The organism is Vreelandella rituensis, assembly GCF_003336665.1.
GTDB classification, from domain to species: domain Bacteria; phylum Pseudomonadota; class Gammaproteobacteria; order Pseudomonadales; family Halomonadaceae; genus Vreelandella; species Vreelandella rituensis.
The window spans coordinates 16,840-30,432 of record NZ_QPIJ01000050.1; the positions used below are offsets into that span (position 1 = coordinate 16,840).

At 60.0% G+C, this 13,593-nt stretch carries 6 protein-coding genes and 1 pseudogene; all 7 read right to left on the reverse strand.

Annotated features, from left to right (window positions below):
• Positions 1-80: 80 nt before the first annotated feature.
• Positions 81-8,075, reverse strand: coding sequence for a SpvB/TcaC N-terminal domain-containing protein (locus DU506_RS16640; protein ID WP_114488019.1), 7,995 nt, complete (start codon positions 8,073-8,075; stop codon positions 81-83).
• A gap of 382 nt (positions 8,076-8,457) precedes the next feature.
• On the reverse strand, positions 8,458-9,150 hold the full coding sequence (locus DU506_RS16645) for a hypothetical protein (protein WP_114488020.1): 693 nt from the start codon (positions 9,148-9,150) through the stop codon (positions 8,458-8,460).
• Between the two features lie 427 nt (positions 9,151-9,577).
• Positions 9,578-10,150, reverse strand: a complete 573-nt coding sequence (locus DU506_RS21995) for a DUF2254 family protein (RefSeq protein ID WP_235825716.1) — start codon at positions 10,148-10,150, stop codon at positions 9,578-9,580.
• Positions 10,044-10,934: a DUF2254 domain-containing protein gene (locus tag DU506_RS16650; RefSeq protein ID WP_220254424.1), complete on the reverse strand. Its 891-nt coding sequence runs from the start codon at positions 10,932-10,934 to the stop codon at positions 10,044-10,046. Before DU506_RS16650 ends, DU506_RS21995 begins: the two co-directional genes overlap by 107 nt.
• 217 nt (positions 10,935-11,151) lie before the next feature.
• Positions 11,152-11,291: pseudogene (locus tag DU506_RS16655) on the reverse strand (transposase); the annotation flags it as partial.
• Positions 11,292-11,412: 121 nt separating this feature from the next.
• Positions 11,413-12,207 (reverse strand): metallophosphoesterase, encoded by a 795-nt coding sequence (locus tag DU506_RS16660; RefSeq protein ID WP_114488021.1) that lies wholly within the window; start codon positions 12,205-12,207, stop codon positions 11,413-11,415.
• Between the two features lie 210 nt (positions 12,208-12,417).
• Positions 12,418-12,618, reverse strand: a complete 201-nt coding sequence (locus tag DU506_RS21470) for a hypothetical protein (RefSeq protein WP_147273767.1) — start codon at positions 12,616-12,618, stop codon at positions 12,418-12,420.
• Between the last annotated feature and the right edge of the window lie 975 nt (positions 12,619-13,593).

The window sequence follows — 13,593 nt, forward strand, 5'->3', positions numbered from 1 at the left end:
TCTGTGTTGGTTCAGTAGGGCTGAAATTTTCTTGTAAATCGTGGTCTGTTCCTGGCTCTTCCTTATAAGGGACTACTGGGTTAAATCTCGTCATAGCGATCAACCCAACGGATGATTTTTCTTCCTTCTTGCGTCTGCTCCACGACACCTCGTCCGAATACCTTGATACCTCGAAGCAAGTCACTAGTCTTTGGCAAGAGTTCAATCTCCTGTCCAACAGTCGCGTCTTCCGACTCCAAAAACTCTTTCTCCGTTGGGCCAAGTCTTGGTATCGCCCACAAAGTCTCAAGCGGGTCTGCGCCCTCCGAAATCACTTTTAAATTTCTAGCGAGTGTATAGATGTCTAAGAGACCTGACATAAATCCAGCTCCGCTGGTAGTGCTCGTTTTTGGTGCTGGCGGTTTCGTCTGTTGTTTTGGTGCTAGTGATCCTCCACTTTCTGCGCGTTGGCGACGCGTAATCTCCCATTGTTGTCTCCTCTGCTCTCCGGGACCGTATTGAGCAGTGTGATGAGAAGTTCCTTTTGATCTGGCATTTCCTCTTGTTATCAGCAGATTGTTTGGATCAACTGCCCTTTGAGAGTTTTGTACCGGTTTCATTTTCTTTGGTTCTATATGATGCAGCTGTGTATCTGGGTAATAAGCGGCTGAAAGCTGTTCATTTCCGCGCACTATTCTTCTAAATATTTTCTGTACTTTGCTATATTCAGTATCCCCAAATGTCTCTTTGTCAGTTGCATCTGCAAGCCGTTTTTGATAAATCTCAAGATTCTTTCGTAATGATCCCCCCTTGTATCTCTGTTCCAATGCTTGTTCCCATGCCTCATTGAACGGACTTTCCGCTAAAACAGCGAGGGGGTGTTTTCCAGCTTCTATTGGAATATAAGTTGTTTCCTTTCCTTGAGGTTGCAGTCCATAAAAATCCACCAGATGTATGGGGTTGTTATGACTATAGGCCAAAATATTCATTCCGCCTTTTAGGTCAATCGGATCACAACTCCCCCACAGCCCCAACCACGGCGCGTAGTACCTCGCCGTGTGGTAGTTCAGTCCAGTCTCCTCATCCCGTTCCATGCCGGTGTAGCGGTAGCGTTTGGGAGTTTCGGTATGGGTGCGCACGGCCTGGTAGGTGGTGCTGCCGTAGGGGCTGTATTCTTCGTAGGAAAGGATGCGGGCCTGTGCATCCAGCTCCAGGCTGGCGGAGCCGAGGTGGTTGCCGTGCTGATAGCGGATCAGTTGCCGAGGCGCGGGGTTGCTGCCTTGGGTGCAGGTCTCCACCAAGGCGATGCGCTGGCGGTCATCCATGAGGTGGAGGCTTTCCCGCTCCAGCGTGACCGTTTCGCCGTCGTGTTCGTATTCGCGGTAGACCTCAAGGCCACCGAGGTAGAGGCGTTCTTTTCTGCGAGTTGGCGTGTTGCCCGCTGCTGCCGGGCTCTCGGTGATCTTGCGTACTCGCTGGCCCGATGCGTCGTAAACGTACCAGGTGATCTCCGGGATACCGCCGTTGTTGCGCACCTGCCGGGAGCTGGCCCGAAGCTGGTCGCTGTAGTCCCACTGCATCAGCGGCAGGTGGGGCATGGAGGCCATGTTGCCGTGTGCGTCGTAGCTGTACGGCTCAACCATCGGACTGTTGCTGTTGGGATGCAGAACCGTCTGGCTCAGGCGGTTGCTGACCTTCGGGGGCAGTCCATCGGAGCCATCCTCGGTCAGACTGGCTTCGCTGTAGGCATAGGCGCGTGTCCAGTCGTGACCGGCCACGCTACCTCGGTGCTGCATCTGCAGGAAGTTGCCGACGGCGTCGTAGATGTAACGCTCGGTGTAGGTGCCCATGGCGTGGCTGTCGCCGGGATGCGGCAGACCGACCCTGAGTTCGTCATCGGGGGAGTGGGGGATGGGTTGGCCATTCTGCCCCAGATGCTCGCGTCCCTTGGCCTCAATCAGCCGGTAGAGGGCGTCGTAGGTGTAGTCGTTGCTCGGCTCGACCCGTTGGTTCTTGAAGAAAATGGTCTGCTGGGCATCGTCCTGGAGGCGGGTGATGTTGCCCGCTGGATCATAGGTGTAGTGCAGGTTCTGTAACCCGCACGCTGTGCCTGCGAGTGGTCTTGCGGGCGCGGCGATGGTGGCTGGGGGCGGGTTTGGGTTGTCGCAGTCGTCAGGGAAGGCCCCGCCTTGCGCGGTCTCCGGGTTCACGCCCCGACGGGTGTAGAGATGCGTGAGGCGGAAGGTCTCGCGGTCGTAGGTGTAGGTCGTGCGGATGACGGTTGCATTCTCGGTCTTGTAGTCAATGAGCGTGCGCTGGCCCTTTGCGTCGTAGTTGATGTTCACCACGCCGACCGGCGAAGGGGCCTCGATGGTCGGGTTCAGCAGGCGGGGTGGCTCGGTGGAGCGTTCCAGCCAGACGTCCAGCCGCTCCAGCAGGTTGGCCTCGTTGAAGACCGGCTGGATGACATCGAGCCGATCGGGGCGGCTGTGCGGGGCAATGCTCTGGATGGAGCGGTTGAGAGCATCAAAGCGGGTGCTGGCCGCGAAGGCCTCGGCCTCCAATGGCGGGGGTTGCGCCCAATCGGGGATGTCCTTGTAGCCACTGATCAGTCGGCGCGTGCTGTACCGTAAGTTGCCCTTGAAGTCGTAGGCCTTGATGGGTTCACCGTTGGCGTCGAGCCGGGCGTTGGTGACGATGCCGGCATTGTCGCATTGCCGGTAGACGCGGGTGCGCAGATTCAGCGCGTCTGCATTGACCAGGGATTCGCCGTATTCGATCCGGTCGGTCACGAGGGTGCGGCCCAGTGCGCGCGGGTCGGACTCGCTCGTGGTGCCATGGACTGTCTGGGCGATCGGGCGGCGTAGGGTGTCGTAGGCGCTGGTGAAGTCGTGGCCCCGGCTGTCCCAGGCGCGGATGGGGTTGCCGGCGACATCGCCCAACATCCAGCGCTCGCCCGCTTCCATGCTGGCCTGATGGATGTGGTTGCCAAGCAGATCGTAGGCGTAGCGCATGACGGTGCGCTGCTCGATGGCTCCTTTCGGCAGGTGGCCTGCACCGGGAAGCCGTCGCTCGTCGCGTACTTCGCGTTGGTTGCCTTCGATGTCGAGTACAACGCGGGTGGCGAATCGCTCGTCAGTGCCGTCGAGCTCGTGGCCCTCGCAGGCCACCCGGTTGTGGGCGATGGTCAGGAAGGGGCGACCGAGCGTGTCGAAGTGGGTCGTGGTCGGTGTGTCGGCATGGACCGCGGCACGGGCGGCGGCGGTCTGCTCATGCGTGCCGAGGGCGCCGCTGCTGCGCTGGGCCTGCCAGGTCTGCCAATCGTCTGGCTGGGTCTTGAAGTATGCGGCGACAGAGCCGCCGATGTCGGGGTCGGTGCGCGGGTCGCCGGTCTGTTGGTGGCGTGGTGCACAGGTGTCGTTGACATCCCAGGTGGTCTGCCGCCAGGGGTCGAAGACGACCTTCTCGTATGTGTGGTTTGGGTGCAGCGTGGCGATGACGCGCTCCAGCGGGTCGTAGAATAGTACCGGGCTGACGCCGTGCTGCGCATTGAACTCGAAGCGCTGGGTGTCGCTAAAGAAGGGTTCATACTGGCGTACCGGTTTGGCCTTGTTGTTGAAGATCGTCCAGCCGCTGCTGATCCAGCGAGGATTGATCACCGGGCCACCTGCTACCAACGGCCCCGGTTCGGCCTGCACCTTCTGCTGGATCTCGCGGCCGAAGCCGTCGGAATAGCTAAAGCTGACCTGTACCTGGCTGGGCTGACCGGCTGGCAAATCGCTCAGGTGGGTCTCGCGGGCGATGGTTGCGGCGAAGAGCGGCTCGCCGGTGCGCATGAAATGGTCGAGGTCGTAGACGATGCGAGTCGTTGCCCCAGCGAGCAGCTCGTGGACAACCGTGGTCGCCTCACCCGTGTTGGGGTGGCTGGCCGAAGCCTGCCGGGGTGCGTCGAGGAAGGCCTCCCGTTGGGCGTCGGTGGGTTCTGGCACGAAGCCGGCCAGCGAGTCGCCCAGTCCCTCGCCAGACTTTCCCATCACCGCGGTACCCACCACCAAACCCAACGTATCGAAGGCCACCTCGGACTGGTTGCGGTTGGGATCGCTGACCAGGCGCGGTTGCAGCACGCGGTAGTCGTTGGCGTCCACGGTCACGCGGTTGCTGAGGGCGTCGCGGGTTTCGACCATGAGCAAGTCGTGGTCGTCGAAGGTGACGACGCTTTGCTGGCCGAAAGGGTCGTGGTAGCGGCGCGGCAGGAAGAAGTGCTGGCGAGCCTCTGTCAGCTCGGCCTCGGGACTGGCCGTCGGGTCCGGGCTGAAGAAAGCACGGCCCGAGGGGGTCCACCAGTGACCGTTGCCGTTGAGATCGATATAGCCGCCTTGTTCAGCACCATGCCCTTCTAGCACCAGAGCCGGGTACGGCAGTAGCGGCGTGTCGTCGCGGCGGAAGGCCCAATCGAGCAGGCCAGGGGTAAAGGCGAGCTGGTAACTTTCGCCGGACAGTGCCAGCGACTCCAGAGTTCCGAGCGGCAGCAGTGCCATCGCGTTGTTCTTGGTTACACCGCAATCGTCGGGGCGGTAGCGGGTGCGCAGCCATTCGATGGGTCGGCGGCAGCGGTACCCGGTGGGGCCGGTCTCGTAGGTAACCTGGTCCGTGAACCGATGGCGCAGACGGCCCGGTTGGGCCGAATCGGACTCGACGAAATCTCCTGCCCGGTAGCGACCGGCGGCGCCTGTGGCCGGATAGCCGGTCAACTCGAAGGTCAGCGCCTCGCAGGGCAACGGGGTGCGCCAGGTGTGGGGGGTATCGATGGTGTTGGTGACGCGGTTTTCGGTATAGGTGAGCAGTGGAGTGGTTTGTTTGGCCTGATCGTTCTCCAGCAGCTCGGCAAGTGCTGGGTTGGAGACCTCCTCCTCGTTGCCGTGCTTGTCCATCATGCGGATGGTTTCGTGGCGGCCATAACCGATGGCGGCTTCTTTCAGTACATTGCCGTAGTCGTCCACCTCCAGCGTCAGGGCGTGCTGGATGCGCGGGTCGATCGGATTGCGTTCGTAGTGGTAGGTGATGACCTCGCGTGGGTGGGTGAAGAAGACGGCATGGCGGTTGTCGGCGCGGGGTTGCAGTGGGCGAATGGTGAAGTCCTGTTCGGCGACGCTGTAGGGGGTACGGGCGCGTTTCTTCACCTCCTCTGACGCGTCGAGCGGGGCATCGTCGGTGTAGACTTCCTGGCGGAGCATCTGACCCTTGAGCGCACGGCAGGCTTCCCGCTCTTCTTCAAGCGTGAGGCCGTCAGGGAGATATGTGTCGGGCAGCAGTAGGGCGCGGAACTCGTCGTCCGTCAGCCCCGGTTCACGGTAATACTCTGCCTCGAACTGCCGGGAGAGGGAGTCCCGGTTCAGCCAGGCCCCGGTGTGCAACCAGGTCTTGGTATGCACCGGCGGCATCTGGAAGGCGGTGCCCCAGTTGCTGGCTTCCTCTTCTTCTCCGCCGGGTACAAACGCGCCGATTTCCTCCGTGTCCCACTTCTCGACCATGCCAAAGCCACGGAACTCGCGCTCCTCACCGTCGAAATAGCCGTGGTGGTAGGCGTAGCGGGTGACAAAACGGTTGTGGCTGATGTGGTCGAGGGTTTCGACCCGCTCGACCACGTGGACCGGGAACGGTAGCCGGGTGATCCATGGCTGCCCATCGAGGCGGTCTTTCAGATAGAACTGGGTCGAGGGGGCGTAGTGGATCCGAGTCTCGGCGCCGAGATTGTTGGCACTGCGGATCAGCAGATGCGGCTTGCCCTCGGTCATTAGCTCGACGTAGCGCAACTGCTGGCCAGTGTCGCCGGGCAGCGGCGAGGACCAGACCAGGCAGGTGGTTCCGTTGCCGAGGAGGTCGAGGGGGGTGATCCGCACCAAGCCGTCGACCCGCGGGAAGACCGGGACGACCGCGGGTGTGCTCCAGGCGTTGCCCGACTGGTTGAAGTACAGCCGCACCCCGTCGCGATGCAAATAGAGAATGTCAGTGGTACCGGTGCCGTCGATGTCGGCTAAGCGAATGCGCTGCTGGTCGAACTGCTCGGGGTGGTCGAACAGGGGTGCCAAGTCCATCGTGATCTTGGCCCCGAAGCGGCCGTAGCCGAGGTTGGGCCAGTAGCAGACCTCCCCATTTCTGATCCGCGCCAGGTCGGTCAGACCATCGCCGGACATATCGGCCAGGTGGATGGACTGGGTCCCGTCAGCGAAGACCAGGCGCGGGCCATATTCTTCGTCCAAAGCCTGAACAGCACGCTGGGCTGAGCCGAAACCCGCCTCGGCCAGGGAGGCGTGCCAGACGAAGGCATTGTCCTCGGTGATCAGTACGTCGGCATGGCCGTCGCCATCCAGATCGACCAGGCGCAGGTTGGGGTTGGCGAAGTCGCCGTTGAGACGGGCTGTAAAGGGTTGGAACGGCTTCCAGCCCTCGTTGCCGTCGTGCTCGAACAGGCCGGGCGTGGGGCCGTCCAGTAGCACCAGGTCAGTCTCACCGTCGCCGGCCAGGTCCATGAAATGCCCTCCTGAGGTCGACGCCATGTTGGGCTTGAGCGCGACCTGCTCGAGGGCCCCGAAACGGGCCTGGACCTGCCCGGTCTTTCCGCCTGGGTATGGGGTGATCGGACTCAGGTTGCGCTGGTAGAACCAAGTGCCGCCCTGCTCGGTGACGACGCCGGGCAGCCCCTCGCCGTGCAGGTCGATCCACTGGTACAGGTCGCCGTCGATGCCGATGGGCAGATGGGTGAGGGTCTGCGGATCAACGGTCTCGATGTGCTCCCCGACGCGCGGGCGGCTGTAGCCGAATTCGACTGGCGGCAGGCTGCGCTTCTGGTAGCCGTCCCCATCACGCCGATAGCTGCTTTGGTTGACGACGGCGAGAAAGCTGTAGGCCGATTGGTGTGCGTCTTCCGGAGGCAGATCCTGACTGTAGGTGAAATCCGTCGAGCGGACCAGGCAGTCGGCGCCAACGGATTCATCCTCCGGGAAGTGGTGAAACAGCAGCACACGCCGGCACAGCCGTGTTGTGCGCACCTCGAAGCCGGCGCGGTAGCTGGAAAAAGGGTCCGGCCGGTGGTCCCAGGGGGCAGTGTCGGTGGGGGTGGGGGCGGTTATGTTGTGCTCGCCGTAGTCGAAAACGACCTCGAACATCCAGCCGGCATCGTCGATTGCCTGCTGGCTCAGCTGGCGTGGTCGGCGCCCTCGCCCGTCCAGCAGCGGTCGGCGGTTGCCGTAGCGGATGCGCTTGAGATAGCGGTTCGCGGTGCGCTGCGGATCATCGGGATCGCCACGGTTGCGCTCGTGGGCTGCGGACAGCATGACGCCGGCGCCATCCTCGTACTTGTACTCGTAGAAAATGGCGTTGCCCTTGTCGTCGCGGGTCTCGGAGATAAGCCAACTGAAGACATGGCCAGGGTGCAGCGGATCCTGGACCCGCGATCTTTCATTTCCGCCATAGACCGTCAGCAGGTTGTCGCCGGTGATGGAGCGCCAGTGAATATCGTCAGGAGCGCCGAGCGAGGTCCAGCGCTCGATACGGGCAAACAGGCCCTCGATGCGCGGGCGATAGCGCCGGACCCGGAAACCGTCGATGTCGTCCTCGTGGATCACGAGGCGGCCGGACCCATCGCGGATCCAGCTACCGTTCTCGTCCCGCTGGTGACCGGGGTGCGCTGCGACCCAACTACCGTCGAGGTCCTGGCGGTAGACAGGGACCAGATCCTCGGCGCCCGACAGCAGGAAGACGTCGTCGTCTTGGACATCTCCCGTGACGTCTCGGTAGCTCGGCAGACCCTTGTCGGTCTTGCGCGTAATCGCGGGCAGGGAGAGATTCCAACCGAAACCGAAGGGACTGTTGCCTGCGCCCGAGTCGTAGGAGAGTGACAACTGTGGCCCGAAGCCGGACCGGCCGGGGCTGGTGGCGATGGGCACCGACATCGAGCCGGTTCCGGTGACGGGGTTGGCGGCGAACTTCTCGCCGATGCCCCGGATGGCGCCGCCGCCTTTGGGGAAAATAATTGATGGGGTCGCGACCGCCGGTTGTTCTTCAGGCGTTGATGTCCACTGTGAGTGTTGAACCATCAGAAAGCCCCCCTCATGATCAAGATGATGGCCGGACTGATTTCTTCGGTAAACTTGCGCGCCTTCTGGTTCCTAGCGAACCAAGCGTGTTCTCACGACACCGCGACGCAAAGATAACCTGATTGCGCCTGTTGATCAGCTATCGCGCCGACCCAGGCCTATACTGGAATCATATGGACGCAGACGTTTGGGCACAGCTATCATCAGTCACACCTGCTGTCGTACCAAGTAACTCAGTCTGACAAGCACGCTCCACATGCCTGTCAGCTGCTGGCGGGAGGGCGACAGAATCTGAGCCCAACGTCCGGACACTTCAGTAAGCTCCTCCGCAGCCGGTCATCAAAGGCTGGCAATCCCTGCCTGTCTCTGCCAAAACCTGACCCTAACGGACGAGCTCTGCTGTGCGCCGTGTGGTCGAGCCGAACCACAAAGGTTTGTCGACGACGAACTTCATTGAACGTTTCACCAGGCCTTTGCCGGGGAAGAAGCCGAGATCGAGCCACAATCGGATCACCGCCTGAGCCTCAAGATCGATGGTCTGCTCGAGTGGCACCAGGAAACCTTCGTAATCACCCGCCGGAGTCGCGTATCGCTCTCGAGTGATGGGCATGACTCGGTGCTGGTACTCACCCTTGTGTATAACCTCTTGCGTCTCTCTGTTAACGACCGTAGCTCTGCCAGAGGCACTCCATGTCCGGTCGGGCACGATCCTGTTGGGAAGCAGTACCACGGGAGGCTCGTACAGCACGGTCTGGCCTTGCGTCAGCACGTCCAGGCCGGTGAGCAGCACACTGCCATCCCGGCGCTTAAAAAGATGGAGGATGTTGTAGTCGCCAAATCGAGCTTCCCAGCGGCCTTCACCGCCTGTGGAACTCAGTTCCAGCACGACCTGCCGCCCCTCTCCGTCACCGTCCACCACTTCAAACGTGCTTTCACCGGGAACCAGAGGGAAAATCTCTCCCGCCTCAACCTCTTGAACCGTCAACATCGACGGCACCGACGTCTCCGCGAGGGAGATCCCGGCGGTGCAGAGGCCGACGACGATCAGTATCGCTTGTGCGTAAGACAGGTACATTGCATCTCTCCTGAAGTCCTTACACTTGTGCCAATGAAGCGACATCAGCGGGAGAAACAGCGGCCACTGGCTGGGGTTTGTGGACGCCTTCCGGAAGCGCTTCCTGGCAAAAAAATCGCGACCCCCAGCCTTCTCCGCTGGAGTATAGACAATGCCCGGTCAGCCGCCACCGCAGCCGCGACGTAGACGTCGTAGCCCCGAAGGATAATCGGTTGGGATCTTGGTCAACCGAACATCCGCGCTACGGCGACGCACGGCATGGCAGCCGCCGTCGGGCTTGGGGGTCGGCCGCTTTCCCGTATCCAGGTGGGTGATTATCTACTCGAATGGCTGATGCGGCGCCTCGGCTGGCGGGTCACCCCCGCGGAAGACGTCGCCGGGCCGTTGGCCTGCCCCGGAAAGGTTGTCTTCCTCGAGAGATGACTTTTTACTTTAATGCCATTTGAGCTGCCTGATAGCTGCGCTCAATGTCGGCAATGTCGGAGGCTTCCGACGCCCCGCGGCGGCCAGCTTCGGCGATGATGATGGCGTGATCGAGCAAAGCGTCGCGTTGGCTGGACAGGCGGACGTTGACCGCGAGCTGTGCGATGATGCTGAGCATCTGGATGATGACCGCGGGGTGGGTGGCTGCGGCTTGCCGGATCTGGTGGAAAGCGACGTCCACGAAACCACGGAAGCTCGACGCTCGGCCGACCACGCGCACCACGCCTGCCGCATCGCAAAACACCTCAGGCTGGAGGTCCCGCCGCATCATTTCGCTAAGCGAAGCGCCCAAGCGATCGATAACAGCAATGGCGGTGAAGGGATCGTTGATGCCTGACGAAAGTGCGCGCACGGCGATTTCGACCAGGTGGCGCATTGAGAACTCCAGATCCTGGACCGGTGTGCGCTCTTCACCGATCAGGATCGCACCTTCGAGCTCGGTCGCCAGATCCGGCCCGAGCAGGCACCCTGNGCTCGGTCGCCAGATCCGGCCCGAGCAGGCACCCTGGATAGATATCGGCCTTGTGCGATCCGCGAAAGATGAAATGACCGGCACGCAAGTCCAGGCGGATGACCGCCTTGTGCCGGCAGGCGATTTCCACGAGCCGCTCATACTCGATCGCCTGCACATAGCCTTCGCCGGACAGCCACAAAGAGGCCGCACGTTCCTCGAAGTCGGCCGGCAGCACGTCATCCGCCGTCGGGCGCTCGACGAGCGATTGGCCGTCGCTCTCGGTCGGCAGTAGGCGTGAGATCGCATTGCGGAGATCTCTGTCGACACGCCGGATCGCTGTATCGGAAATGATCGACCGAGCTAAAGTGTGGATAAAAAACAGCAGTGCGAACAGGTTGATGAGGGCGAGAGCGGTCCCGAGCGTGACCGCAATGTGCGGCACCGCGGAAATGTCGAGTTCGCTGTTGAGGGTGCGAAGCACTAGCAGGCAATAAATGATGGTCATCAGGAAGATGCCGAACACGAGCTGTGTGCGGAGATCGCCCATGAAGTTGCGGACCAGTCGTGGTCCGAGTTGACTGGCGGCGAGCGTCAATACCACCATGGTGATCGATATGACAAGTGTCGCCATTGTGACCATTGAGGAAAAGACGGTCGATAGCAAATTGCGGGCGTCCTCCGGCCCGCCGCTATGGAGCCAGAACTGCCGAGCCTTCTCCTCCGGCAGGGTGGCATCGAGGTTGAGGGCGATGACAGCCAGCCCGATCGCGCCGACAGCCATGAGCGTGGGCACAAACCAGAAGCTGGTCCGCAGGGTGGTCCAGAAATTGTAGAGACGGCTCAGCATGGTCGTCCTCGCAGGATAGAGATAGTTGGGGCTTGCGTATCTCTCTCTAGGAGACTGTTGGATTAAGGGGCGCAAATCGCAGAAGCAGCGTCCCCTCGTTAGTTTTTCCGCAGGGTAAGCGATCCTACTGTTGGAGAGGCGCTTTCGCCTTCTACGGCCTTGTCCTGTGCCGTCTCTTGGCTTCTGCTGCGCGTGCTATCAGGGTAAGGGACGCCCCTTACCCTGTGGTCAGGCGGTGCATTCGCTTGATGTTCCAGGCCATGGCCGCCAGCCGCCGCTGACCTTGTCGAGACCGCGCAGCGAGACCTGCCGAAATCCCATCACGTGCTTGATGATGCCAAAGACCGGTTCCACCGTGTGCTACTGGCTTTCGGTGCTGGCGTTTTGTTTTCTCCATTGGCTTGCTCAAAGCGGTCAACGTACAGCTAGCATGATATATCAGGGCCTTTCGCGACACCCTCAATCGGGCTGGGAAAAGTCATAGCTCGAATATTTTAAATGCTCCAGTGAGGCCTTGATGGCGCTCACCAGGATAGCCGCCCTGAGCGGAGGCCACGAGACACCCAGAAGATAGCCTTTCCTGCATCGAATAATGAGTATGACCATAGAGCCAAGCAGCGGGTGCAGCCGCTGGGTCATCCAGGACAGCATCCATGTCCGCGCTGAAATAACGGCAATAATCAACAGCCCCGGGAGCTGGTGTCGCTACCAGAGGGTTGCCAAAGCGTAATGATGGTGAGAAGTGGCTGATTACAATGCTTTGTTTGGATGGGTAAGAAGCTAAATGTTGTGACAACCCTTCACGAAAGGATGCATGTAATCCTCTCAGATCGTTTGATACAGGCGGATGGCCGTCAACCATACGTATGCCATGCTCATCCCCAGGTGGCACGGGAGCATTCTGTGCCATGTCTGACCACATTGGTCCACCGAAGAAATGCCAGCCGCCTATCGTGACGGAATCATTGATCAACAAATGGAAAGGAAAGCCCTCATTCTGCAAATAGCGTTCTACGCCGCGCAACCGATCGTTAATCTCTTCCATCGTGTGGTATCGCGAATAGTATTCATGGTTCCCAGGGATGAATAGGATGGGTATCCCCTCGAATAGATCTGAAATACTCAGCAGTGACCACTGAAGGTGGGAGACATTGTCAATGTCTCCTGCTAGCACCAAAATATCCGGTGTCTGGTACATCGCATACTCGGGAATGACGTCTGATAAGGTTGGGAAGTGCTCCAAATGAAGGTCACTGGCCAGCATGAGGTGCATGTGGACTTCTCTCTGTTGTTTGGTCTTATGAGGCTTGATAGAACTCCTAGCGCAGTAAAGCCGATTACTAGAATATGTGTAAAGCGGTGTATGGGGTAGCAAAGAAATAGCAGCTGGGTAACAAACCTTAGTTTTCTTTACTACATTATCGACGCATATTGGTGGCCATACCAGGGGCAGATCTGAAGTGACTCAGGAGGATAGGTTCACTTATCCAGCGATGCGTTCGGCGATGGTGTGGCCCATGATCTCAGTGATGCCATGACCGCCGATATTCGGCGTCAGCACTGCCTCGCTGCCCTCAGCGAGCGCCGCCTCGAAGGCATCGAGATGATCTGGTCGGCCTCCGGATGGCCCAGATGCTGGAGTATCATGGCGGCAGATCAGATCTAGCCGACAGCAGGGACTCATTAATTCCAGCCGGACGACCGCGCTGGATACTGCCATTCTCTCAAGCCCCAAAGCCCCAACCAGCGCCTCACGATGGTGATGACGGCCTTTCTGAGAAAGTGGACGGCGTGCGTGCGGTACGGCAGCCTCAAAGCTGTTGCCGTTTCGCGTCCTGAGGTGGTGTCACAAAGGGCTGGAGAAGCATACGATCCAGTCGTAGGTCTCGCGACTTTCTGAATTCCTCAATGCCGATTGTCATGTTGAGATGCCCGGCGGCTGGTTGGTCTCTATAGGTGCCGAACAACCGATCCCACCGAGACACGCTGAAGCCGAAGTTGCTGTCGGTTTCCCGACGGACGATGGAGTGGTGGACGCTCGGAAAGCGCGCTCAGCTGCTGCTGGAACGTGGGAGTGTGGTGGTACATAAGCGCTACCCGTTCACGGTGTCTGAAAGGTTGTGGGTGGCGATAAAAGGCCACAGGACGCGGGAGCTATCAGTACACCCGGCTCAATAAATACGGCTTTCCGCATAGCTACCTGATGCGCCAAAAGCAGGTGCAGATGTTGTCCGCAAGGCACTGCTGCGGTTGGCGATACGGCGACTAACCTCCCTTTCCCGCCGTCAGACTCGTGGCGGTTGATAGCCGGTCATAATCTCCCACTCACTGAAATGTAGGCCGTGCGCCTAGAATGCTACGGCCGAAAAGGGGAGCTGGGCGTCACCGGTGCTAGTTAGTGCCCATCCAGAAACTAACAACTACATGATTTTCTGGTAAAAATTATGAGAATAGATAAAAAACGCTCTTGGCTCTGGTATGTTTTAAGTGCGACCCAAAAACAGCCAACAACCAAGAGGATCCCGCATGCGAGAAACCCGCCATGCTCAGGCCAGTATATTCGAACATTACTCGAATCACGAGTACGGCATAAAGCTCCAGAAGCTGTCGGAAGTCCTGGATAGGCAGCCCGAGATTCTGAATCTGGTGGCCGCCGATT

What these genes read in the sequence shown, in the direction of transcription:
- DU506_RS16640 (WP_114488019.1), bottom strand. Translation starts at nt 8,075, where the DNA reads ATGGTTCAACACTCACAGTGGACATCAACGCCTGAAGAACAACCGGCG.
- DU506_RS16645 (WP_114488020.1), bottom strand. Translation starts at nt 9,150, where the DNA reads ATGTACCTGTCTTACGCACAAGCGATACTGATCGTCGTCGGCCTCTGC.
- DU506_RS16660 (WP_114488021.1), bottom strand. Translation starts at nt 12,207, where the DNA reads ATGCACCTCATGCTGGCCAGTGACCTTCATTTGGAGCACTTCCCAACC.
- DU506_RS21470 (WP_147273767.1), bottom strand. Translation starts at nt 12,618, where the DNA reads ATGAGTCCCTGCTGTCGGCTAGATCTGATCTGCCGCCATGATACTCCA.